This is a genomic window from Streptomyces sp. SudanB182_2057, assembly GCF_964272715.1.
GTDB lineage: Bacteria > Actinomycetota > Actinomycetes > Streptomycetales > Streptomycetaceae > Streptomyces > Streptomyces rubradiris.
The window spans coordinates 3,543,553-3,565,886 of sequence record NZ_OZ186798.1 but is presented as its reverse complement, the minus strand read 5'-3'; the positions used below and the strand labels follow the sequence as shown (position 1 = coordinate 3,565,886).

The 22,334-nt window shown below is 67.4% G+C and carries 35 protein-coding genes; all 35 read left to right on the top strand.

What is annotated here, in order from left to right:
* Positions 1-18: 18 nt before the first annotated feature.
* Complete coding sequence (locus tag ACSURM_RS15300; RefSeq protein ID WP_436955535.1) at positions 19-399, top strand: hypothetical protein; 381 nt, start codon at positions 19-21, stop codon at positions 397-399.
* A gap of 47 nt (positions 400-446) precedes the next feature.
* Positions 447-2,681: a hypothetical protein gene (locus tag ACSURM_RS15295; RefSeq protein WP_436955533.1), complete on the top strand. Its 2,235-nt coding sequence runs from the start codon at positions 447-449 to the stop codon at positions 2,679-2,681.
* A gap of 36 nt (positions 2,682-2,717) precedes the next feature.
* Positions 2,718-3,815 carry a hypothetical protein gene (locus ACSURM_RS15290; protein ID WP_436955531.1) on the top strand — a complete coding sequence of 366 codons (1,098 nt, stop codon included), beginning with the start codon at positions 2,718-2,720 and terminating at the stop codon, positions 3,813-3,815.
* Positions 3,816-3,835: 20 nt separating this feature from the next.
* Positions 3,836-4,345, top strand: coding sequence for a hypothetical protein (locus tag ACSURM_RS15285; protein ID WP_436955529.1), 510 nt, complete (start codon positions 3,836-3,838; stop codon positions 4,343-4,345).
* Positions 4,346-4,833: 488 nt separating this feature from the next.
* Positions 4,834-5,142: a 30S ribosomal protein S10 gene (gene rpsJ / locus ACSURM_RS15280; protein ID WP_003948644.1), complete on the top strand. Its 309-nt coding sequence runs from the start codon at positions 4,834-4,836 to the stop codon at positions 5,140-5,142.
* Positions 5,143-5,158: 16 nt separating this feature from the next.
* A complete protein-coding gene (gene rplC, locus ACSURM_RS15275; protein WP_103781446.1) occupies positions 5,159-5,803 on the top strand; it encodes a 50S ribosomal protein L3 in 645 nt (214 codons plus the stop codon).
* An 8-nt stretch (positions 5,804-5,811) separates the two neighbouring features.
* Positions 5,812-6,462 (top strand): 50S ribosomal protein L4, encoded by a 651-nt coding sequence (gene rplD / locus ACSURM_RS15270; protein ID WP_361467546.1) that lies wholly within the window; start codon positions 5,812-5,814, stop codon positions 6,460-6,462.
* On the top strand, positions 6,462-6,881 hold the full coding sequence (rplW, locus tag ACSURM_RS15265) for a 50S ribosomal protein L23 (RefSeq protein WP_030601206.1): 420 nt from the start codon (positions 6,462-6,464) through the stop codon (positions 6,879-6,881). The genes rplD and rplW overlap by 1 nt, the downstream gene beginning before the upstream one ends.
* A gap of 40 nt (positions 6,882-6,921) precedes the next feature.
* A complete protein-coding gene (gene rplB, locus ACSURM_RS15260; protein ID WP_030601203.1) occupies positions 6,922-7,758 on the top strand; it encodes a 50S ribosomal protein L2 in 837 nt (278 codons plus the stop codon).
* Between the two features lie 12 nt (positions 7,759-7,770).
* Positions 7,771-8,052 carry a 30S ribosomal protein S19 gene (gene rpsS, locus ACSURM_RS15255; RefSeq protein ID WP_030601199.1) on the top strand — a complete coding sequence of 94 codons (282 nt, stop codon included), beginning with the start codon at positions 7,771-7,773 and terminating at the stop codon, positions 8,050-8,052.
* Between the two features lie 43 nt (positions 8,053-8,095).
* Positions 8,096-8,443, top strand: a complete 348-nt coding sequence (gene rplV, locus ACSURM_RS15250) for a 50S ribosomal protein L22 (protein ID WP_006130776.1) — start codon at positions 8,096-8,098, stop codon at positions 8,441-8,443.
* A complete protein-coding gene (rpsC, locus tag ACSURM_RS15245) occupies positions 8,443-9,267 on the top strand; it encodes a 30S ribosomal protein S3 (protein WP_010036723.1) in 825 nt (274 codons plus the stop codon). Before rplV ends, rpsC begins: the two co-directional genes overlap by 1 nt.
* A 5-nt stretch (positions 9,268-9,272) precedes the next feature.
* Complete coding sequence (gene rplP, locus ACSURM_RS15240) at positions 9,273-9,692, top strand: 50S ribosomal protein L16 (RefSeq protein ID WP_009190136.1); 420 nt, start codon at positions 9,273-9,275, stop codon at positions 9,690-9,692.
* Positions 9,692-9,916, top strand: a complete 225-nt coding sequence (gene rpmC, locus ACSURM_RS15235; RefSeq protein ID WP_007494763.1) for a 50S ribosomal protein L29 — start codon at positions 9,692-9,694, stop codon at positions 9,914-9,916. The genes rplP and rpmC overlap by 1 nt, the downstream gene beginning before the upstream one ends.
* Complete coding sequence (gene rpsQ / locus ACSURM_RS15230) at positions 9,913-10,200, top strand: 30S ribosomal protein S17 (protein ID WP_436955525.1); 288 nt, start codon at positions 9,913-9,915, stop codon at positions 10,198-10,200. The genes rpmC and rpsQ overlap by 4 nt, the downstream gene beginning before the upstream one ends.
* 99 nt (positions 10,201-10,299) lie before the next feature.
* Positions 10,300-10,668: a 50S ribosomal protein L14 gene (gene rplN / locus ACSURM_RS15225; RefSeq protein WP_003998823.1), complete on the top strand. Its 369-nt coding sequence runs from the start codon at positions 10,300-10,302 to the stop codon at positions 10,666-10,668.
* Between the two features lie 2 nt (positions 10,669-10,670).
* On the top strand, positions 10,671-10,994 hold the full coding sequence (rplX, locus tag ACSURM_RS15220) for a 50S ribosomal protein L24 (RefSeq protein WP_181793587.1): 324 nt from the start codon (positions 10,671-10,673) through the stop codon (positions 10,992-10,994).
* Complete coding sequence (gene rplE, locus ACSURM_RS15215) at positions 10,994-11,551, top strand: 50S ribosomal protein L5 (protein WP_030345436.1); 558 nt, start codon at positions 10,994-10,996, stop codon at positions 11,549-11,551. Before rplX ends, rplE begins: the two co-directional genes overlap by 1 nt.
* Positions 11,552-11,556: 5 nt before the next feature.
* On the top strand, positions 11,557-11,742 hold the full coding sequence (locus tag ACSURM_RS15210) for a type Z 30S ribosomal protein S14 (RefSeq protein ID WP_003948630.1): 186 nt from the start codon (positions 11,557-11,559) through the stop codon (positions 11,740-11,742).
* 214 nt (positions 11,743-11,956) lie between these two features.
* Positions 11,957-12,355 carry a 30S ribosomal protein S8 gene (rpsH, locus tag ACSURM_RS15205; RefSeq protein WP_014674378.1) on the top strand — a complete coding sequence of 133 codons (399 nt, stop codon included), beginning with the start codon at positions 11,957-11,959 and terminating at the stop codon, positions 12,353-12,355.
* Between the two features lie 24 nt (positions 12,356-12,379).
* Positions 12,380-12,919 carry a 50S ribosomal protein L6 gene (rplF, locus tag ACSURM_RS15200; RefSeq protein WP_030641195.1) on the top strand — a complete coding sequence of 180 codons (540 nt, stop codon included), beginning with the start codon at positions 12,380-12,382 and terminating at the stop codon, positions 12,917-12,919.
* Between the two features lie 3 nt (positions 12,920-12,922).
* Positions 12,923-13,306: a 50S ribosomal protein L18 gene (gene rplR / locus ACSURM_RS15195; protein WP_189994126.1), complete on the top strand. Its 384-nt coding sequence runs from the start codon at positions 12,923-12,925 to the stop codon at positions 13,304-13,306.
* Positions 13,307-13,342: 36 nt separating this feature from the next.
* Positions 13,343-13,948, top strand: a complete 606-nt coding sequence (gene rpsE, locus ACSURM_RS15190; protein ID WP_019753099.1) for a 30S ribosomal protein S5 — start codon at positions 13,343-13,345, stop codon at positions 13,946-13,948.
* Positions 13,949-13,950: 2 nt separating this feature from the next.
* Entirely contained in the window at positions 13,951-14,133 is a 183-nt protein-coding gene (rpmD, locus tag ACSURM_RS15185; protein ID WP_003998814.1) for a 50S ribosomal protein L30, read from the top strand.
* A 2-nt stretch (positions 14,134-14,135) separates the two neighbouring features.
* Complete coding sequence (gene rplO / locus ACSURM_RS15180; RefSeq protein WP_030601181.1) at positions 14,136-14,591, top strand: 50S ribosomal protein L15; 456 nt, start codon at positions 14,136-14,138, stop codon at positions 14,589-14,591.
* 189 nt (positions 14,592-14,780) lie between these two features.
* Positions 14,781-16,094, top strand: coding sequence for a preprotein translocase subunit SecY (gene secY, locus ACSURM_RS15175; protein ID WP_189994124.1), 1,314 nt, complete (start codon positions 14,781-14,783; stop codon positions 16,092-16,094).
* Entirely contained in the window at positions 16,094-16,756 is a 663-nt protein-coding gene (locus ACSURM_RS15170; protein ID WP_436955520.1) for an adenylate kinase, read from the top strand. The genes secY and ACSURM_RS15170 overlap by 1 nt, the downstream gene beginning before the upstream one ends.
* A 100-nt stretch (positions 16,757-16,856) precedes the next feature.
* The gene (map, locus tag ACSURM_RS15165; protein ID WP_436961107.1) at positions 16,857-17,693 is read left to right on the top strand and encodes a type I methionyl aminopeptidase; all 837 of its coding nucleotides are present in this window, start codon (positions 16,857-16,859) and stop codon (positions 17,691-17,693) included.
* Between the two features lie 230 nt (positions 17,694-17,923).
* Positions 17,924-18,145 carry a translation initiation factor IF-1 gene (gene infA / locus ACSURM_RS15160; protein WP_003948620.1) on the top strand — a complete coding sequence of 74 codons (222 nt, stop codon included), beginning with the start codon at positions 17,924-17,926 and terminating at the stop codon, positions 18,143-18,145.
* A gap of 60 nt (positions 18,146-18,205) precedes the next feature.
* Positions 18,206-18,319, top strand: a complete 114-nt coding sequence (rpmJ, locus tag ACSURM_RS15155; RefSeq protein ID WP_003998809.1) for a 50S ribosomal protein L36 — start codon at positions 18,206-18,208, stop codon at positions 18,317-18,319.
* A 192-nt stretch (positions 18,320-18,511) separates the two neighbouring features.
* Positions 18,512-18,892 carry a 30S ribosomal protein S13 gene (gene rpsM / locus ACSURM_RS15150; protein WP_023547369.1) on the top strand — a complete coding sequence of 127 codons (381 nt, stop codon included), beginning with the start codon at positions 18,512-18,514 and terminating at the stop codon, positions 18,890-18,892.
* A 65-nt stretch (positions 18,893-18,957) separates the two neighbouring features.
* The gene (gene rpsK / locus ACSURM_RS15145; protein ID WP_003956432.1) at positions 18,958-19,362 is read left to right on the top strand and encodes a 30S ribosomal protein S11; all 405 of its coding nucleotides are present in this window, start codon (positions 18,958-18,960) and stop codon (positions 19,360-19,362) included.
* 149 nt (positions 19,363-19,511) lie between these two features.
* Complete coding sequence (locus tag ACSURM_RS15140) at positions 19,512-20,534, top strand: DNA-directed RNA polymerase subunit alpha (RefSeq protein WP_003966937.1); 1,023 nt, start codon at positions 19,512-19,514, stop codon at positions 20,532-20,534.
* 170 nt (positions 20,535-20,704) lie between these two features.
* Positions 20,705-21,205 (top strand): 50S ribosomal protein L17, encoded by a 501-nt coding sequence (rplQ, locus tag ACSURM_RS15135; RefSeq protein WP_436955518.1) that lies wholly within the window; start codon positions 20,705-20,707, stop codon positions 21,203-21,205.
* Positions 21,206-21,298: 93 nt separating this feature from the next.
* On the top strand, positions 21,299-22,162 hold the full coding sequence (gene truA / locus ACSURM_RS15130) for a tRNA pseudouridine(38-40) synthase TruA (protein WP_436955516.1): 864 nt from the start codon (positions 21,299-21,301) through the stop codon (positions 22,160-22,162).
* Positions 22,163-22,334: the final 172 nt, after the last annotated feature.

Below are 22,334 nucleotides of genomic sequence, written 5' to 3'. Positions count from 1 at the left end.
CAGACGGGGGTGGTCAGCATGGCAGGTAGTGACACGGGAGCCGGTGGGGGCCGGCCGGACCTCGCCTCGTCCCCCGCCGAGAAGACGACCGCCGCGAACAAGCTTCACAGCGAGATCGGGCCGCACACCGAGGCGGCGGGCCAGTGGGCGGACGAGGAGACGAACGCCGCGGTGAAGGCGTTCGACGCGAAGGACGGGTACGGCTGGCTCACGTCCGGTGCCCTGAAGAAGGCGCACACCACCTGGGGCGAGCAGGTCAAGAACCTGCTGAACCGGCTGGCGGAGGACGAGTCGGCCCTTCGTAACAACGCCAGGGTGCTGAGCGGGACGGACCTGCTGGTGGGTCGTACCGCGCGCGAGGTGTCGGTGTTCGACATGTACTCGCCGCCGGCGCGCTGACGCGCGGCTGAGCCTTCTCACACCGGCACCAGAAGCAACGGGGAACCATGCCGACCTATCACGAGATCCTGACGACCGACCTGTCCACGCTCACCACGGCCGCCGAACGCTGGGACGGCATGGCGAAAGAGCTGCACAAGCAGGAGACGGCCTACCGGGACGACGTGCACGGCATCACCCTGCGGCCGACGTTCGCGGGGGAGAGCCGGGAGTTCGCCAACGCGCGCTTCGGCGTCAGGATCAAGGAGTACCAGAGCGCCCAGACGGAGGCCAAGGCGGTCGCCTCGCTCCTCCGTGACGCGCACGCTCAGTTCACGGACCTGCGCAAGCGGCTGGAGTCGGCGCGGGACGACGCGATCGCCGCCGGCATGAAGGTGTCGGACCAGGGCGTCGTCTCGCTCGACGAGGGCAAACTCAGCGCGCGCGACCGCCAGTTGCTCGGGACGGACACGGACTACGCGGGCCGGGTCCGCAAGTCCGTCGACTCCTGGCAGGCCCACATCGACCGGTGCGTGAAGGACGTGGACGACGCCGACAAGGGCGTCGAGGTCGCCCTGACCGCCGTCGTCAAAGGCCCTGGCATGGGTGACGGCACGGTCCCCGGGTTCAACGGCAAGGCACAGGGCGACATCGAGAAGTACGAGGCGGACGAGGCCAAGGACATCTCGGAGCGCGTCAACGCGGGCAAGGCGTCGGAGGCCGACTACCGCGAGCTGCGGCGGCTCTTCCACGACAACTCCGGCGACACCGCCTTCAGCCGGACCGTCCTGGACGAGCTCGGCGCGGAGGGGACGCTCCAGCTGTCCAACAGCCTCGGCAGTCTCGCCCACTACGACGACAAGCAGCACAGCGGCCAGTACCTGGACATACAGAAGGGCCTCGCCACGACGCTGGCGACCGCCACCCAGGATCCGGACTCCGCCTTCTACAAGAGCTTCCGCGAGGACATGCGCAAGGCCGGGGCCGAGCGGTTCAAGGTCGACGGGCTCAGTTCCATCCCTGACGAGAAGGTGCGCGGCTACCAGAGCCTCGTCACGCTGATGCAGCAGGGAAAGGGCTACAACGGGCAGTTCCTGAAGGACACCGCCGACGACATCCGGCATGCCGAGGAGTCGTACCGGCCCAAGGGGAACAACCCGACCGAGTCCTTCTGGGGGCTGCGGGACCAGTTCTCGGGCAAGGACCGGGGCTGGTTCGCCAACGACCCGCTCGACGGTGTTCTAGGCATCATGTCCCACGACCCGAAGGTCAGCACCGAGTACCTGGACCCCTCCCGCAACGACAACCTGGAGTACCTGCTCCATGGGAGGAACTGGGACACCGTCGTGGACCACTACGCGACCCCGCCCGGCGGCACCACGGTCGGCATTCCCGTCCTGACGGAGGACGGCGACGTGCGCAAGGGCTTCGGTGCGGCGCTGGAGGCGGCGGCGACCGGGCAGACGCCGGGTGAATACCACCCGATCGGTCGGCACACCGAGCCACAGGCCCGCATCCTGCAGCACACGATCAACACCCTGTACACCGACAAGCACGCCCAGGAACTGCCGAAGGGCCTCCTCGCACCACTGGCCCACGTCATGACGTCGTACACGCCCGATACCCACGAGACCTACGCGGAGTCGTCGTCGAAGTACGACATCGACTGGGACAGCGAGGGTTCCGTCTGGAGCGACAAGGACGGCGCGCACCTCGCCGTGGGACACCAGCGCCTCGCCGCCGTCATGCGCGGGATAGCCGACGACCCGGAGGCGTTCGGGCACCTCTACGGGGCCGAGCAGCAGTACGCGCACCACGTCCTGGAGACCATCCCCGCCGACGCCGGCGACAAGACCATCCACGACCGCATCGTGGAGTCGTCCCGCGCCATGGGCTCCTACGACGGCATCCGGTCGGACATCATCTACGACGAGCGGTTCGACAAGACCCAGTGGGCGGCCGACTTCAACCACGGCATCGGCACGGGCCTCGGCACGGCACTGATCTTCAACCCGGTCAAGGACATCAGTCCGGTCGGGGATCTCAGCCAGAAGGCCATCGACGTCTGGGCGTACGAGTCGAACAAGGAGCACGTGGCCGAGGCGAACCTCGCCGCCACCGAGAAGAACGCCAAGACCTTCGACGCCGGCCAGCACGACGTCGAGAAACTGGTGCGGGCGTGGGCGAGCAGCCGCGGCCACGCCGTCGACAGCGACTGGACCAAGTACTACGTCCACGCGGGACAGAACGATTACGAGCACGGCCGTGACCGCACGCTGGGCACGCTCCGCGCTGACCGCTGACCCGGCACGGAGAACGGCCCCGACAGAATGAGCACGATGCAGACGAAATCCGGACTCCGGCCCAGGCACGCCGGGTGGTACGCGGGAGCCCTCCTGCTGGTCCTGGCACTTCTGGGGCTCGTTCTCTACGGCACCGGGGTCATCGGCTCGGGAGGCGACGACGACTCCGTGGACCGGGCGTGCGGCGGCACGCTGGCGCAGGGCGGGCTCAGCGCCGCGCTGCCCTCGTCGCGGCTGAGCGCGGAGGATGTGGACGATGGCGACTACCTGGCCGCGTGCCGCGTCCGCACCGAGGGGTCCGGGGCGCAGCGCGGCTCTCTGGAGGTGAAGCTGCGCTGGAGCACCTCGAAAGCCCCCGACTCGACCCTCGTCTGGTACAACGCGAACTACAACGGCGTCCGGGACCAGGCGGCACCCCTGGGACACGGCTGGTCCGGTGTCGTACGACACGAGAGCGGCACCTACCAGGTCATGGTCGCGCTCGACTGCGTGAACCAGCGGAACAAGGCCCTGGTCGCCTACGGTGACCTGCTCGGGGCGGCGAACAGCACGACCCTGACCGGCCTCGGGCAGGTGACCACCGAGACCGCCCGCGAGGCCGCGGAGAAGCACGGCTGCCAGGTGGAAACAGGCCGACGCGTCACCGGCCTGTCCCCCGACACCATCGGCCGGCCCGACGCGGCCGAGCCGCTGCGGCAGGCCGACGGCTCGTGCGCGGCGCTGCGCGACACGGAGGCCGAGCGGAACGGCACGCCGGACACCCTGGAGTACCCGGCGGACACCGACACCCCGCAGGTCAACTGCTACCTGGTCACGAAGGCCGGAAAGCCGGGCTACGGCCTCTACGCCTACTACGGCGCGTCCGCCAAGGACTTCCTGGCCAGCGAGGAAGCGGCGCTCAAGACGGCGACCGGGCCCTACAGCGAGCGCGACTACGCCTGGGCCACCGCGACGTGCCCCCGGTCGGCACAACCCGCCGTGTTCGCGCTGTACCACCTCTACGACGAGGACACCGACAGCTACCCCGTCCCGCACTACTCCGCCTCCTTCGCCCGCTCGGCCCTGACGGCCTTCGCCGCCCACGAGGCGAAGCAGCGCGGCTGTGGCAGCGTGCGGATGGTCACCCAGCCCTGACCCCGCGGACGGACGACCACATGAGCCTTCGCGACCGCTTCACCGGCACCAGATACCCCGACCCCGCCGTCCCGCCCCGCCCCGCCTCGGAGGTCCGCGCCGCCCTGCTCGCCGTCGGCGGGCCGGACGTGCCGTACGTCGTGCGGGAGGGGGTCGGCGGCGGTGCCGACCTGGTGGCGGAGTGGCGCATCCGGGAACCCGACTGGCACGGCTTCTTCGCGCGGGCCAACGTGAACCGGTCCCTGGAGACGCGGATGCGGCTGGTCCCGGAGAAGCGCGAGGTGCGCGCTCTCGACCAGGAGTGGGAGGTCACCTGGGTCGGCGGGAGGCCCAGGCTGATCGTGTCGGCCGAGTGGTCCCGGGGGCAGGTCAGGTCCGTGTCCCGGAGCTGGACGGTCGGCCGGGGACCGGACGGGAAGATCAGGCTCACGGAGGACTACCGCTTCGACACCGCCGAGATGAAGAAGCCCCTGCAGGAGGCGGTCCTCGGCGCCGGGTGGACCTGGCGCGGGGCGCTGTTCAGGCTCTGACCCGCTCGCCGACCCGGCTCCGCAGGACCGCCGGGGCGGAGTCGGCGGGGCAGGCGCGCCGGCGTCCCGGTTTGACCTACGTCACCTTCGGGGTAATCTCTTCGGCCCGATTGGCACAGGGGCTGCCCTGTATGGCAGACTGTCGGAGTTGCTCGGTCGAGTGTTGATGCTGCGCGCCTCCCGCCGGGAGGACCGGAAGCGAGTCCCACAGTACTCGTCGTCCTAACTGCCCTCGGGCAGCACTGGGGCGGACGTACGGGAATCTTCCGGGAAGCGTGGGCGCGACACCGGCCAGGCGCCCGGTGGGCCCGAGGTCCCCGGTCCGCGGTTCCGGAAGGGCCGTGTCAATCCCGCAGGGATGTTCGGACAAGGGACATTCATGTCAGCGGGAGCGCGACACGCCCGACCGCGTGGGTCGGAGAGGGAAGGGTCACGCACGAGGAACACCGGGTTCCAGAGCGTTAGAGAGACAGGACTACTGAGTAGCCATGGCGGGACAGAAGATCCGCATCCGGCTCAAGGCCTACGACCACGAGGTCATCGACTCCTCGGCGAAGAAGATCGTCGAGACGGTGACTCGCACTGGTGCGTCGGTCGCGGGCCCGGTGCCGCTGCCCACTGAGAAGAACGTGTACTGCGTCATCAAGTCGCCGCACAAGTACAAGGACTCGCGCGAGCACTTCGAGATGCGCACGCACAAGCGCCTGATCGACATCCTCGACCCGACCCCCAAGACCGTTGACTCTCTGATGCGACTCGACCTGCCGGCCGGTGTCGACATCGAGATCAAGCTCTGAGGCTGGTGGGCTGAGAATGGCTAAGCAGATCAAGGGCATCCTGGGCGAGAAGCTCGGCATGACGCAGGTGTGGGACGAGAACAACCGTGTTGTTCCGGTCACCGTCGTCAAGGCCGGCCCCAACGTCGTGACCCAGGTTCGTACCAACGACGTCGACGGCTACGAGTCGGTCCAGATCGCCTTCGGCGAGATCGACCCGCGCAAGGTGAACAAGCCCCTCAAGGGTCACTTCGCCAAGGCCGACGTCACCCCCCGTCGCCACCTCGTCGAGATCCGCACCGCGGACGCCTCCGAGTACACGCTGGGCCAGGAGATCACCGCTGAGGTGTTCGAGGCCGGCGTGAAGGTCGACGTCACCGGCAAGAGCAAGGGCAAGGGCTTCGCCGGTGTCATGAAGCGTCACAACTTCGGTGGCCTCGGCGCCGGTCACGGCACCCAGCGCAAGCACCGCTCGCCCGGTTCCATCGGTGGCTGCGCCACCCCGGGCCGTGTGTTCAAGGGCCTCCGCATGGCGGGTCGCATGGGCAACGAGCGGGTCACCACCCAGAACCTGACCGTCCACGCCGTTGACGCGGAGAAGGGTCTGCTGCTCATCAAGGGCGCGGTTCCCGGTCCGAACGGCGGCCTCGTCCTGGTCCGCACCGCGGCCAAGGGGGCCTGAGGTAACCGATGAGCACTGTTGACATCCTTTCGCCGGCGGGCGAGAAGGCCGGTTCCGTCGAGCTCCCCGCGGAGATCTTCGACGCCAAGGTCAGCGTCCCGCTGATCCACCAGGTCGTCGTCGCGCAGCTGGCCGCTGCCCGCCAGGGCACGCACAAGACCAAGACCCGCGGTGAAGTCCGTGGTGGTGGCAAGAAGCCGTACCGCCAGAAGGGCACCGGTCGCGCCCGCCAGGGTTCGACCCGCGCGCCGCAGTTCGCCGGTGGTGGCGTCGTGCACGGTCCCGTGCCGCGTGACTACTCGCAGCGGACCCCGAAGAAGATGAAGGCCGCCGCCCTGCGCGGTGCCCTCACCGACCGGGCGCGTCACAACCGCATCCACGTCGTCTCCGGCGTGGTCGAGGGTGACATCTCCACGAAGGCCGCGAAGAGCCTGTTCGGCAAGATCTCGGAGCGCAAGAACCTGCTCCTGGTCGTCGAGCGCTCCGACGAGGCCGCGTGGCTGTCCGCCCGTAACCTGCCCCAGGTCCACATCCTGGAGCCGGGCCAGCTGAACACGTACGACGTTCTCGTCTCGGACGACGTGGTCTTCACCCAGGCCGCTTTCGAGTCCTTCGTCGCCGGCCCGAAGGCCAACGACACCGAAGGGAGCGAGGTCTGATGGCCATCCGTCACCCCGCTATCGCCTCGAAGGCCGCCAAGGCCGCCAAGGCCGCGCGCGTCGCCAAGGCGCGTCGCCACGCCACCGAGGGCAAGAACACCGTCGAGACCCCGCTGAGCAAGTCGTACACGGACCCCCGTGACGTCCTGCTGAAGCCGGTCGTCTCCGAGAAGAGCTACGCGCTCCTCGACGAGAACAAGTACACGTTCATCGTCGACCCGAACGCCAACAAGACCCAGATCAAGCAGGCCGTCCAGGCGGTCTTCGACGTCAAGGTCACCGGGGTCAACACGATCAACCGCCAGGGCAAGCGCAAGCGCACGAAGACCGGCTTCGGTCAGCGTGCCGGCAGCAAGCGCGCGATCGTGACCCTCGCCGAGGGCGACCGTATCGACATCTTCGGCGGTCCGACCGCCTGAGGGCGGTCCGGATCGTCCGATATCGGACGAGGACTGAGAAATGGGAATCCGCAAGTACAAGCCGACTACGCCGGGCCGTCGTGGCGCCAGCGTCGCCGACTTCGTCGAGGTCACGCGGTCCACGCCGGAGAAGTCGCTGGTTCGCCCGCTGCACAGCAAGGGCGGCCGTAACAACGCCGGTCGTGTGACCGTTCGCCACCAGGGTGGCGGACACAAGCGCGCCTACCGAGTGATCGACTTCCGTCGTCACGACAAGGACGGCGTGCCGGCGAAGGTCGCGCACATCGAGTACGACCCCAACCGCACCGCGCGCATCGCGCTGCTGCACTACGCCGACGGCGAGAAGCGCTACATCCTCGCCCCGCGCAACCTGCAGCAGGGCGACACCGTGGAGAACGGTCCCGGGGCCGACATCAAGCCGGGCAACAACCTCGCCCTGCGCAACATCCCGGTCGGTACCACGATCCACGCGATCGAGCTCCGTCCCGGTGGCGGTGCCAAGTTCGCCCGCTCCGCGGGTGCCTCCGTGCAGCTGCTCGCCAAGGAGGGCGCCTACGCCCACCTGCGCATGCCGTCCGGTGAGATCCGCCTGGTCGACGTGCGCTGCCGCGCCACCGTCGGCGAGGTCGGCAACGCCGAGCAGTCGAACATCAACTGGGGCAAGGCCGGCCGTAAGCGGTGGCTGGGCGTTCGCCCGACCGTCCGTGGTGTGGTCATGAACCCGGTCGACCACCCGCACGGTGGTGGTGAAGGCCGTACCTCCGGTGGTCGCCACCCTGTGTCCCCGTGGGGCAAGAAGGAAGGCCGTACTCGTTCGCCCAAGAAGGCGTCGAACAAGTACATCGTCCGCCGCCGCAAGACGAACAAGAAGCGCTAAGGACGGGTTGAGATGCCTCGTAGCTTGAAGAAGGGGCCCTTCGTCGACGACCACCTGATCAAGAAGGTGGACGCCCAGAACGATGCCGGCACCAAGAACGTCATCAAGACCTGGTCCCGTCGCTCGATGATCGTCCCGGCCATGCTCGGCCACACGATCGCGGTGCACAACGGCAAGACCCACATCCCGGTGTTCGTCACCGAGTCGATGGTCGGCCACAAGCTCGGCGAGTTCTCGCCGACGCGCACCTTCCGGGGCCACGTCAAGGAAGACCGGAAGTCGAAGCGCCGCTAGTAGCGGATCGCATTCAGACACGTAAGTAACTGAAGGGACAACCATGGAAGCCAGGGCCCAGGCGCGGTACATCCGCGTCACGCCCATGAAGGCCCGCCGCGTGGTGGACCTCATCCGTGGCATGGACGCCACGGAGGCCCAGGCCGTCCTGCGATTCGCTCCGCAGGCCGCCTCGGTGCCGGTGGGCAAGGTGCTGGACAGCGCCATCGCCAACGCCGCGCACAACTACGACCACACCGATGTCGACAGCCTCTTCATTTCCGAGGCCTACGTCGACGAGGGCCCGACCCTGAAGCGGTTCCGGCCGCGCGCCCAGGGCCGTGCCTACCGGATCCGCAAGCGGACCAGCCACATCACCGTGGTCGTCAGCAGCAAGGAAGGAACCCGGTAATGGGCCAGAAGGTAAACCCGCACGGGTTCCGGCTCGGTGTCACGACCGACTTCAAGTCGCGTTGGTACGCCGACAAGCTGTACAAGGACTACGTCAAGGAAGACGTCGCCATCCGTCGGATGATGACGTCCGGCATGGAGCGCGCCGGCATCTCCAAGGTCGAGATCGAGCGCACCCGTGACCGTGTCCGCGTGGACATCCACACCGCTCGCCCGGGCATCGTCATCGGCCGCCGCGGCGCCGAGGCCGACCGCATCCGCGGTGACCTGGAGAAGCTGACCGGCAAGCAGGTCCAGCTGAACATCCTCGAGGTCAAGAACCCGGAGACGGACGCTCAGCTGGTGGCCCAGGCCGTCGCCGAGCAGCTGTCCTCCCGCGTCTCCTTCCGTCGGGCCATGCGCAAGAGCATGCAGTCCGCCATGAAGGCCGGCGCCAAGGGCATCAAGATCCAGTGCGGTGGCCGCCTCGGCGGCGCCGAGATGTCCCGCTCGGAGTTCTACCGCGAGGGCCGTGTGCCCCTGCACACGCTCCGCGCGAACGTGGACTACGGCTTCTTCGAGGCCAAGACGACCTTCGGCCGCATCGGTGTGAAGGTCTGGATCTACAAGGGCGACGTCAAGAACATCGCCGAGGTCCGCGCCGAGAACGCTGCCGCCCGTGCGGGTAACCGCCCGGCCCGCGGTGGCGCCGACCGCCCGGCCCGTGGTGGCCGCGGTGGCGAGCGGCGCGGTCGCAAGCCGCAGCAGGCTGCCGGTGCCGAGGCCCCCAAGGCCGAGGCCCCCGCGGCTGCCGCTCCGGCTGAGAGCACCGGAACGGAGGCCTGACCGAAATGCTGATCCCCCGTAGGGTCAAGCACCGCAAGCAGCACCACCCGAAGCGCAACGGTATGTCCAAGGGTGGGACGCAGGTTGCGTTCGGCGAGTACGGCATCCAGGCGCTGACCCCGGCCTACGTCACGAACCGCCAGATCGAGGCGGCCCGTATCGCGATGACCCGCCACATCAAGCGTGGCGGCAAGGTCTGGATCAACATCTACCCGGACCGTCCGCTCACCAAGAAGCCGGCCGAGACCCGCATGGGTTCCGGTAAGGGTTCGCCGGAGTGGTGGATCGCGAACGTCAAGCCCGGACGTGTGATGTTCGAGCTGTCGTACCCCAACGAGAAGATCGCCCGTGAGGCGCTGACCCGTGCGGCCCACAAGCTGCCGATGAAGTGCCGGATCGTCAAGCGCGAGGCAGGTGAAGCGTGATGTCGGCCGGTACCAAGGCGTCCGAGCTGCGCGAGCTGGGCAACGAGGAGCTTCTGGCGAAGCTCCGCGAGGCCAAGGAAGAGCTGTTCAACCTCCGCTTCCAGGCGGCGACGGGTCAGCTCGAAAACCACGGCCGGCTGAAGGCCGTCCGTAAGGACATCGCGCGGATCTACACCCTGATGCGCGAGCGCGAGCTGGGCATCGAAACGGTGGAGAACGCATGAGCGAGAACAACGTGACTGAGCACAACACCGAGGCGCGCGGCTTCCGCAAGACCCGTGAGGGCCTCGTCGTCAGCGACAAGATGGACAAGACCGTCGTCGTCGCCGTCGAGGACCGCGTCAAGCACGCGCTGTACGGCAAGGTCATCCGCCGTACGAACAAGCTCAAGGCGCACGACGAGCAGAACGCCGCGGGTGTCGGCGACCGCGTCCTCCTCATGGAGACCCGGCCGCTGTCCGCGACGAAGCGCTGGCGCGTCGTCGAGATCCTCGAGAAGGCCAAGTAATTCCTGCGGGCAAACCCGCAGGTCAGTTCCGCCAGGCTCGGCAGGGGTCCTCGTGATTGAGGCCCCTGCCGGGAACCGGCAGACGATCAGGAGATAGACGTGATCCAGCAGGAGTCGCGACTGCGTGTCGCCGACAACACTGGTGCGAAGGAGATCCTTTGCATCCGTGTGCTCGGTGGCTCCGGTCGCCGCTACGCGGGCATCGGTGACGTCATCGTCGCCACCGTCAAGGACGCGATCCCCGGTGGCAACGTGAAGAAGGGTGACGTCGTCAAGGCGGTCATCGTTCGCACCGTCAAGGAGCGCCGCCGTCCGGACGGCTCGTACATCCGCTTCGACGAGAACGCCGCCGTCATTCTGAAGAACGACGGCGACCCTCGCGGCACCCGCATCTTCGGCCCGGTCGGCCGTGAGCTGCGCGAGAAGAAGTTCATGAAGATCATCTCGCTCGCGCCGGAGGTGCTGTAAGCATGAAGATCAAGAAGGGCGACCTGGTCCAGGTCATCACCGGCAAGGACAAGGGCAAGCAGGGCAAGGTCATTGCCGCTTACCCGCGCGAGGACCGCGTCCTGGTCGAGGGTGTCAACCGGGTCAAGAAGCACACCAAGGCCGGTCCGACCGCCAGCGGTTCCCAGGCCGGCGGCATCGTGACCACCGAGGCGCCGATCCACGTCTCCAACGTCCAGCTGGTCGTGGAGAAGGACGGCAAGAAGGTCGTCACGCGTGTCGGCTACCGCTTCGACGAAGAGGGCAACAAGATCCGCGTTGCCAAGCGGACGGGTGAGGACATCTGATGGCTACCACCACCACTCCGCGTCTGAAGCAGAAGTACCGCGAGGAGATCGCGGGCAAGCTGCGTGACGAGTTCAAGTACGAGAACGTCATGCAGGTTCCCGGCCTCGTCAAGATCGTGGTCAACATGGGTGTCGGCGACGCCGCCCGTGACTCGAAGCTGATCGAGGGCGCGATCCGCGACCTGACCACCATCACCGGTCAGAAGCCGGCCGTCACCAAGGCCCGCAAGTCCATCGCGCAGTTCAAGCTGCGTGAGGGCCAGCCGATCGGTGCCCACGTCACGCTCCGTGGCGACCGCATGTGGGAGTTCCTGGACCGCACCCTGTCGCTCGCGCTGCCGCGCATCCGCGACTTCCGCGGCCTGTCCCCCAAGCAGTTCGACGGCCGTGGCAACTACACCTTCGGTCTCACGGAGCAGGTCATGTTCCACGAGATCGACCAGGACAAGATCGACCGCGTCCGGGGTATGGACATCACCGTGGTCACCACGGCGACCAACGACGAAGAGGGCCGTGCCCTTCTCCGTCACCTCGGCTTCCCGTTCAAGGAGGCGTGAGCGAGATGGCGAAGAAGGCTCTCATCGCGAAGGCTGCTCGCAAGCCCAAGTTCGGTGTGCGTGGCTACACCCGCTGCCAGCGCTGCGGTCGTCCGCACTCCGTGTACCGCAAGTTCGGCCTGTGCCGCGTGTGCCTCCGTGAGATGGCTCACCGTGGCGAGCTGCCGGGCGTGACCAAGAGCTCCTGGTAATCCCCTCATTTAGGGATTCCTGGACCTCTCGGTAAGCAACCGGGACGGCAGGGCCCTAACTCCGCATGCCGTAGGCTGGTGGGGTTGGGCTCTGCCGCCCTGAACGACTTACTACGCCGTAGGTCCCCGCGCCGCACCCGTCCCGTCTGCACAAGTACGGGGAGAGGGATGGCGCATATAGGAAACCCCGGCGAGAAAGGCCACAGGCCAATTCATGACCATGACTGATCCGATCGCAGACATGCTGACGCGTCTGCGGAACGCGAACTCGGCGTACCACGACTCGGTGTCGATGCCGCACTCCAAGATCAAGTCTCACATCGCGGAGATCCTCCAGCAGGAGGGCTTCATCACGGGCTGGAAGGTCGAGGACGCCGAGGTCGGCAAGAACCTCGTTCTCGAGCTGAAGTTCGGCCCGAACCGTGAGCGCTCCATCGCGGGCATCAAGCGGATCTCGAAGCCCGGCCTCCGGGTCTACGCGAAGTCCACCAACCTGCCGAAGGTGCTCGGCGGCCTGGGCGTGGCGATCATCTCCACGTCGCACGGGCTCCTCACCGACAAGCAGGCCGGCAAGAAGGGCGTGGGTGGGGAAGTCCTCGCCTACGTCTGGTAGCAGAAGGGAACGGAGGAAACAGCTATGTCGCGCATCGGCAAGCTCCCCATCGCGGTTCCCGCCGGCGTGGACGTCACCATCGACGGCCGTACGGTCTCGGTCAAGGGCCCCAAGGGCTCGCTGACCCACACCGTTGCCGCGCCGATCGACATCGCTAAGGGCGAGGACGGCACCCTGCAGGTGCTGCGCCCGAACGACGAGCGTCAGAGCAAGGCCCTGCACGGCCTCTCCCGCACGCTGGTGGCGAACATGATCACCGGCGTGACCCAGGGTTACGTGAAGAAGCTCGAGATCAGCGGTGTCGGTTACCGAGTGACCGCCAAGGGTTCCAACCTGGAGTTCGCTCTCGGTTACAGCCACCCGATCGTGGTCGAGGCCCCCGAGGGCATCACCTTCAAGGTGGAGTCCCCGACCCGTTTCTCGGTCGAGGGCATCGACAAGCAGAAGGTCGGCGAGGTTGCGGCCAACATCCGCAAGCTGCGCAAGCCCGACCCGTACAAGGCCAAGGGTGTCAAGTACGAGGGCGAAGTCATCCGCCGCAAGGTCGGAAAGGCGGGTAAGTAAGCCATGGCATACGGGCAGAAGATCCTCAAGGGCGACGCCTACAAGCGCGCCGCGATCAAGCGCCGTCACATCCGGATCCGCAAGCGGATCTCCGGGACGGCGGAGCGCCCCCGTCTGGTCGTGACCCGCTCCAACCGCCACATCGTGGCGCAGGTGATCGACGACCTGAAGGGCCACACCCTGGCGTCGGCGTCCACGCTGGACGCGTCGATCCGCGGTGCCGAGGGCGACAAGTCCGCGCAGGCCAAGCAGGTCGGCGCCCTGGTCGCCGAGCGTGCCAAGGCCGCCGGTGTCGAGGCCGTCGTGTTCGACCGTGGTGGCAACCAGTACGCCGGCCGCATCGCGGCCCTGGCGGACGCCGCCCGCGAAGCCGGGCTCAAGTTCTGAGCCGCTTGTAGCTAGCGGAAAGAGAGAGGTAATCCAATGGCTGGACCCCAGCGCCGCGGAAGCGGTGCCGGTGGCGGCGAGCGGCGGGACCGGAAGGGCCGTGACGGCGGCGCTGCTGCCGCCGAGAAGACCGCGTACGTTGAGCGCGTCGTCGCGATCAACCGCGTCGCCAAGGTTGTGAAGGGTGGTCGTCGCTTCAGCTTCACCGCGCTGGTCGTGGTGGGCGACGGTGACGGCACCGTGGGTGTCGGTTACGGCAAGGCCAAGGAGGTGCCGGCCGCCATCGCCAAGGGCGTTGAGGAGGCCAAGAAGCACTTCTTCAAGGTCCCCCGTATCCAGGGCACCATCCCGCACCCGATCCAGGGTGAGAAGGCTGCCGGCGTCGTGCTGCTCAAGCCCGCGTCGCCCGGTACCGGTGTTATCGCCGGTGGCCCGGTGCGTGCCGTGCTCGAGTGCGCCGGTATCCACGACGTGCTGTCGAAGTCGCTCGGCTCCGACAACGCCATCAACATCGTGCACGCGACCGTGGAGGCCCTGAAGGGCCTGCAGCGTCCCGAGGAGATCGCGGCCCGCCGTGGTCTGCCGCTCGAGGACGTCGCCCCCGCGGCTCTTCTCCGTGCGCGTGCCGGGGCGGGTGCGTAATCATGGCGCAGCTCAAGATCACGCAGGTCAAGTCCTACATCGGCAGCAAGCAGAACCACCGTGACACCCTTCGGTCGCTTGGTCTCAAGGGGATCAACACCGTGGTCGTCAAGGAGGACCGCCCCGAGTTCCGCGGCATGGTGCACACCGTCCGCCACCTCGTGACGGTCGAGGAGGTCGACTGATCATGGCGGAGAACAACCCGCTGAAGATCCACAACCTCCGTCCGGCCCCCGGCGCCAAGACCGCCAAGACCCGTGTCGGTCGTGGTGAGGCGTCGAAGGGTAAGACGGCCGGTCGTGGTACCAAGGGCACCAAGGCCCGCTACCAGGTTCCGGAGCGCTTCGAGGGTGGCCAGATGCCGCTCCACATGCGCCTCCCGAAGCTGAAGGGCTTCAAGAACCCGTTCAAGACCGAGTACCAGGTCGTGAACCTCGACAAGCTGGCCGCGCTGTACCCGGAGGGTGGCGAGGTCACCGTCGAGTCGCTGGTGGCCAAGGGCGCCGTTCGCAAGAACAGCCTCGTCAAGGTCCTCGGCCAGGGCGAGATCTCCGTGGCGCTGCAGGTGACGGTCGACGCCGTCTCCGGCTCCGCCAAGGAGAAGATCACCGCCGCCGGCGGCACGGTCACCGAGCTCGTCTGAGTCCCTCAGGCGGAGCGTCGATGACGTAAACGAACCCGACCGGGGATACCTCACAATGAGGTATCCCCGGTTGGTCGTTCCTAGGGGGGCATGGTCGCCGGTAAGGTGGCCTGCACTGTTCTTTTTCGTATTCGTCGAACCTCAGACCGTCACCCTTGACGCAGTTGCGCGGGGGTCGCAGGAGGCACCGTGCTCACCGCGTTCGCCCGGGCGTTCAGGACGCCCGACCTGCGCAAGAAGCTGCTCTTCACGCTGGGCATCATCGTGGTCTACCGGGTCGGTACCCACGTTCCGATCCCCAACGTCAACTACCAGGCCGTCCAGCAGTGCGTGAAGGAGGCCGGCGCCAACCAGGGCCTGTTCGGCCTCGTGAACATGTTCAGCGGCGGCGCGCTGCTCCAGATCACGGTCTTCGCGCTCGGCATCATGCCGTACATCACCGCGAGCATCATCCTTCAGCTGCTGACCGTGGTGATCCCGCGTCTGGAGGCCCTGAAGAAGGAGGGCCAGGCCGGCACGGCGAAGATCACGCAGTACACCCGCTACCTGACCGTGGCGCTCGCCATCCTCCAGGGCACCGGCCTCGTGGCCACCGCCCGCAGCGGCGCGCTCTTCAACGGCTGTTCGGTCGCCACGAGCATCGTCTCGGACCAGGCGATCTTCGCGACCATCACGATGGTCATCTGCATGACCGCCGGTACGGCCCTGGTGATGTGGCTCGGCGAGCTGATCACCGACCGGGGCATCGGCAACGGCATGTCGATCCTGATGTTCATCTCGATCGCCGCGACCTTCCCGTCCGCGCTGTGGGCCATCAAGAAGCAGGGCTCGCTGGCCGGCGGCTGGATCGAGTTCGGCACCGTCATCGCGGTCGGCCTGGTCATGGTCGCGCTCGTCGTCTTCGTCGAGCAGGCCCAGCGCCGCATCCCGGTGCAGTACGCGAAGCGGATGATCGGACGCCGGTCCTACGGCGGTACGTCCACGTACATCCCGCTCAAGGTGAACCAGGCGGGTGTGATCCCCGTCATCTTCGCCTCGTCGCTGCTCTACATCCCGGCGCTGATCGCGCAGTTCGCGGGGGGCAACTCGGGCTGGAAGACCTGGATCGAGCAGAACCTCACCAAGGGCGACCACCCGATTTACATCACTTCGTACTTCTTGCTCATCGTTTTCTTCGCGTTCTTCTACGTCGCTATCTCCTTCAACCCCGAGGAAGTAGCCGACAACATGAAGAAGTATGGTGGCTTCATCCCGGGCATCCGGGCTGGCCGACCGACCGCTGAGTACCTGAGCTACGTGCTCAACCGGATCACCTGGCCGGGTTCGCTGTATCTGGGTCTGATCGCTCTCGTACCGACAATGGCGTTGGTGGGCTTTGGGGCAAGCCAGAACTTCCCCTTCGGCGGGACCAGCATCCTCATCATCGTGGGTGTCGGCCTCGAGACGGTGAAGCAGATCGAGAGCCAGCTCCAGCAGCGCAATTACGAAGGGTTCCTCCGCTGATGCGTATCGTCCTCGTCGGGCCGCCGGGTGCCGGTAAGGGAACGCAGGCCGTCCGGCTCGCAGAGAAGCTGGGCATCCCGCACATCTCCACGGGCGACCTGTTCCGCGCCAACATCAGCCGGCAGACGGAGCTGGGCAAGCTCGCCAAGTCCTACATGGACGCCGGCAACCTCGTCCCCGACGAGGTGACCATCGCGATGGCCAAGGACCGCATGGAGCAGCCGGACGCGGAGAAGGGCTTCCTGCTGGACGGCTTCCCGCGCAACGTCTCGCAGGCGAAGGCCCTGGACCAGCTGCTCCAGGACGAGCACATGACGCTGGACGCCGTCCTCGACCTGGAGGTCCCCGAGGACGAGGTCGTCAAGCGGATCGCCGGCCGGCGCATCTGCCGCAACGACTCCTCGCACGTCTTCCACGTGACCTACAGCCCGGCCAAGCAGGAGGGCGTCTGCGACGTCTGCGGCGGCGAGCTGTACCAGCGCGACGACGACTCCGAGGACACCGTCCGCAAGCGGCTGGAGGTCTACCACACGCAGACCGAGCCGATCATCGACTACTACAAGGCGCAGGAGCTGGTCGTGACGATCTCCTCCCTGGGTCCGGTGGACGAGATCACGCAGCGGGCGCTGGAGGCCCTCAAGCGCGAGAAGGCCGAGAAGTAGATCCCGGCCCTTCCGGCCGCGGTGCCCTCCCCGGGCGCCGCGGCCGTACTGTTGTACAGGTACCCCAGTCGACGTGAGTGACGGAGAGCGCAGGCCCCCCATGGTGCAGATCAAGACCCCCGAGCAGATCGCGAAGATGCGGGCGGCGGGCCTGGTCGTAGCCGCCATCCACGCGGCCACGCGTGAGGCCGCGGTGCCCGGCGCGACCACCCGGGACCTGGACGAGGTGGCCCGCAAGGTCCTCGCCGAGCACGGTGCGAAGTCGAACTTCCTCGGCTACGGCGGCTTCCCGGCCACCATCTGCACCTCCGTGAACGACGTGGTCGTGCACGGCATCCCCTCCGACGACGTCGTCCTGAAGGACGGCGACATCATCTCCATCGACTGCGGCGCGATCATCGACGGCTGGCACGGTGACGCGGCCTACACGGCCTTCGTCGGCTCCGGTCACTCCCCGGAGCTGATCGAGCTGTCCCGGGTGACCGAGGAGTCGATGTGGGCCGGCATCGCGGCCATGAAGCAGGGCAACCGCCTGGTCGACATCTCCCGGGCGATCGAGACGTACATCCGCCGCCAGCCGAAGCCGGGCGGCGGTCGCTACGGCATCATCGAGGACTACGGCGGCCACGGCATCGGCACCGAGATGCACATGGACCCGCACCTGCTGAACTACGTCGACCGGCGCCGCGGCAAGGGCCCCAAGCTGGTCCCCGGCTTCTGCCTGGCCATCGAGCCGATGGTCTCCCTCGGCACCCCGAAGACCGAGGTGCTCTCTGACGACTGGACGGTCATCACGACCGACGGCACGTGGTCCTCGCACTGGGAGCACTCGGTGGCCCTGACCGAGCAGGGGCCGCTGGTGCTCACCGCCCCCGACGGCGGCAGGGCGAAGCTCGCCGAGTTCGGCATCACGGCGGCGCCGGACCCGCTGGCGTAAGCGTTCGCCGTTCGTTCTTTCGCCGGCCGGCCGCCCCGCGCGGCCGGTCCGCGCCGTTGTGCCGCCCCGGGTCGCGTAAGGATCACCCCCATGGGGCAGACTTCCTCGATTCGCCTTTCCGGGTGCGCCGACGTAGACTGACTCGTCGGCTCTTGTGCACCCGCATGCCTGCATGCTCACAATCGGTGCACGGCGGAGTCGATCAAGGTAGTCGATTCGAAGGGCGAAGCGTGGCCAAGAAGCAAGGTGCCATCGAGATCGAGGGCACTGTCGTCGAGTCTCTGCCGAACGCCATGTTCAAGGTCGAGCTCCAGAACGGCCACCAGGTCCTGGCACACATCAGCGGCAAGATGCGTATGCACTACATCCGCATCCTCCCTGACGACCGGGTCGTGGTGGAGCTGTCTCCGTACGACCTGACGCGTGGCCGGATCGTCTACCGGTACAAGTAGATCTTGCCCGCGCCCCGGGCCCGCCCGGAGCGATGGCACTGACCCGGAGAACCTCACCCCATGAAGGTCAAGCCGAGCGTCAAGAAGATCTGCGACAAGTGCAGGGTGATCCGCCGTCACGGCCGGGTCATGGTCATCTGCGAGAACCCGCGCCACAAGCAGCGCCAGGGCTGACGCACGACCGTTTCCCTCTGCACCTCTATCGCAGAGTTTCGCGCGACGCGAGCTGAATATGTTCATACGCAGAGCCCGAGCCATCCAGCTCGACACCCCCGGTTCGGAGGCCGGGGACCCGGTTCGTACCTGGTACGGCGGCCGGGAGCCGGTTCTGCGGAAGACCTCCGAAGATTCACCAGGAGCCATTGAATGGCACGCGTTTCCGGTGTTGACATCCCGCGCGAAAAGCGCGTGGAGGTCGCCCTCACCTACGTGTTCGGCATCGGCCGGACCCTCTCCAAGGAGACGCTGGCTGCGACCGGCGTCGACCCGAACACCCGCGTCCGCGATCTGACGGAAGAGCAGCTCGTCGCGATCCGCGAGTACGTCGACAACAACATCAAGACCGAGGGTGACCTCCGTCGCGAGATCCAGGCCGACATCCGCCGCAAGGTCGAGATCGGCTGCTACCAGGGTCTCCGTCACCGTCGCGGTCTGCCCGTCCGCGGTCAGCGCACCAGCACCAACGCCCGTACCCGCAAGGGCCCGCGTCGCGCCATCGCCGGCAAGAAGAAGCCGGGCAAGAAGTAGTCCGCAGCGGACGCCTGTCCACGGTCTTCGCTGTAGGACCGACCACCTCCCGTAGGAGTTAATAGATGCCCCCCAAGGGTCGTCAGGGCGCTGCCAAGAAGGTGCGCCGCAAGGAAAAGAAGAACGTCGCTCACGGCCACGCGCACATCAAGAGCACGTTCAACAACACGATCGTCTCGATCACGGACCCGTCCGGCAACGTGATCTCCTGGGCCTCCGCCGGCCACGTCGGCTTCAAGGGCTCCCGGAAGTCCACGCCGTTCGCCGCGCAGATGGCCGCCGAGTCGGCTGCCCGCCGCGCCCAGGAGCACGGCATGCGCAAGGTCGACGTGTTCGTGAAGGGTCCGGGTTCCGGTCGCGAGACCGCGATCCGTTCCCTCCAGGCCACGGGCCTCGAGGTCGGCTCCATCCAGGACGTCACCCCGACCCCGCACAACGGCTGCCGCCCGCCGAAGCGTCGTCGCGTCTGACGCACGCCTTCGACTGGCTGGGGTTCCGGGCGGTACGGCTCTTTCGGGTCGTGCCGCCCGTACCCTTGCAGTACCCGCGCTTTTCCCGGGCGCGGTCTCCGTCGGACGTCAAATAGCGGGCGTCCACGAAAGAAGGATCTGATCCACACATGCTGATCGCTCAGCGTCCCTCGTTGACCGAAGAGGTCGTCGACGAGTTCCGCTCCCGGTTCGTGATCGAGCCGCTGGAGCCGGGCTTCGGCTACACCCTCGGCAACTCCCTGCGCCGTACGCTCCTCTCGTCGATCCCGGGTGCCGCCGTCACCTCGATCCGGATCGACGGTGTCCTGCACGAGTTCACCACCGTGCCGGGCGTCAAGGAGGACGTCACCGACCTGATCCTCAACATCAAGCAGCTGGTCGTCTCCTCGGAGCACGACGAGCCGGTCGTGATGTACCTGCGCAAGCAGGGCCCGGGTCTGGTCACCGCCGCCGACATCGCGCCCCCGGCCGGTGTCGAGGTGCACAACCCCGACCTCGTCCTCGCCACGCTCAACGGCAAGGGCAAGCTGGAGATGGAGCTGACCGTCGAGCGCGGTCGCGGCTACGTCTCCGCCGTGCAGAACAAGCAGGTGGGCCAGGAGATCGGCCGTATCCCGGTCGACTCGATCTACTCGCCGGTGCTGAAGGTCACGTACAAGGTCGAGGCCACGCGTGTCGAGCAGCGCACCGACTTCGACAAGCTGATCGTCGACGTCGAGACCAAGCAGGCGATGCGTCCGCGTGACGCCATGGCCTCCGCCGGCAAGACCCTGGTCGAGCTGTTCGGTCTCGCCCGCGAGCTGAACATCGACGCCGAGGGCATCGACATGGGCCCGTCCCCGACGGACGCCGCCCTGGCCGCGGACCTGGCGCTGCCGATCGAGGAGCTGGAGCTCACCGTTCGGTCGTACAACTGCCTCAAGCGCGAGGGCATCCACTCCGTGGGTGAGCTGGTCGCGCGCAGCGAGGCCGACCTGCTGGACATCCGCAACTTCGGTGCGAAGTCCATCGACGAGGTCAAGGCGAAGCTGGCCGGCATGGGCCTGGCCCTGAAGGACAGCCCGCCCGGATTCGACCCCACGGCCGCTGCGGACGCCTTCGGCGCGGACGACGACGCGGACGCGGGTTTCGTGGAGACCGAGCAGTACTGAGTGCTCCGCGGGGAGGCCGTACTGCGTCTGCGGACCGGCTGTGGCCGGTCGCGCAGTTCCCCGCGCCCCTTCCAGGCCCTTCGGGGCCTGGATCTCCGACGGGCAACCGCTCGCTCGGATACTGACCCCGGTACCTGATACGGCCGGGGCAGAGACACAGGAGAGACAACATGCCGAAGCCCACCAAGGGTGCCCGTCTGGGCGGCAGCGCCGCGCACGAGAAGCTGCTCCTCGCGAACCTCGCGAAGAGCCTCTTCGAGCACGGCAAGATCACGACCACCGAGGCGAAGGCCCGCCGCCTGCGCCCGTACGCCGAGCGTCTGATCACCAAGGCGAAGAAGGGTGACCTTCACAACCGCCGCCAGGTGCTTCAGGTGATCACGGACAAGAGCGTCGTCCACACGCTCTTCACCGAGATCGGCCCGCGCTACGAGAACCGTCCCGGTGGCTACACCCGCATCACCAAGATCGGTAACCGCCGTGGCGACAACGCGCCCATGGCCGTCATCGAGCTGGTCGAGGCGCTGACGGTGCAGCAGAACGCCGTGGGCGAGGCCGAGGCCGCGACCAAGCGCGCGGTCAAGGAGGCCGAGGAGGCCAAGGCCGAGGAGACGAAGGCCGAGGAGACCGAGGCCGTCGAGGCTCCCGCCGAGGAGTCCAAGGACGCCTGAGGCTCTGCCTGAACGCGGGAAGCGGGTCCGCCCTTGAGGGGCGGGCCCGCTTTCGCGTTTTTCCCCACGGCACAGCCCTGAGAGGATCTGCACGTGAGTGACGAAGTGCAGCCCGGTTACGTCCGTGTCCGTCTTGATCTGTCCTACGACGGCTCCGCCTTCCACGGCTGGGCCAAGCAGGCCGGCGGGAGGCGGACCGTGCAGGGGGAGATCGAGGACGCGCTGCGGACGGTCACGCGGTCCCAGGAGACCTACGAGCTGACCGTGGCCGGCCGCACGGACGCCGGGGTGCACGCCCGGGGGCAGGTGGCGCACGTCGACCTGCCCGAGGAGCTGTGGCGCGAGCACCACCAGAAGCTGCTGAAGCGGCTGGCCGGCCGGCTGCCGAAGGACGTGCGGGTGTGGGCGCTGCGCGAGGCGCCGAGCGGGTTCAACGCGCGGTTCTCGGCGGTGTGGCGGCGCTACGCCTACCGGGTCACCGACAATCCCGGGGGAGTGGACCCGCTGCTGCGGGGTCACGTGCTGTGGCACGACTGGCCGCTCGACGTGGACGCCATGAACGAGGCCGCGCGGGCGCTGCTCGGGGAGCACGACTTCGCCGCCTACTGCAAGAAGCGCGAGGGCGCGACCACGATCCGTACGCTCCAGGAGCTGAGCCTGGTGCGGGGCGAGGACGGGATCATCACCGCGACCGTGCGGGCGGACGCCTTCTGCCACAACATGGTGCGCTCGCTGATCGGCGCGCTGCTGTTCGTCGGGGACGGGCACCGCGGGCCGGAGTGGCCGGGGAAGGTGCTGGCCGCGGGCGTACGGGACTCCGCCGTGCATGTCGTACGGCCGCACGGGCTGACGCTGGAGGAGGTCGGCTATCCGGCCGACGAGCTGCTGGCGGCTCGGAGCAGGGAGGCCCGGAATAAGCGCTCGCTTCCCGGACTTCCGGGATGCGAAACCTGTTAGTTACGTCGCATTTCGCGTCGCTTACGCCCCATATCCGGACTTGCAGGGCCTATTCGCCCTTACCGACTCTTACGCGTTTCATACCTCTCGGATACAGTTGCGCGTCCCGGCCACACGTTCGATCACGAGGCCGGGTTTGGCTGGGGGGTCGACGGGCCGGTAGGGCCCGGGG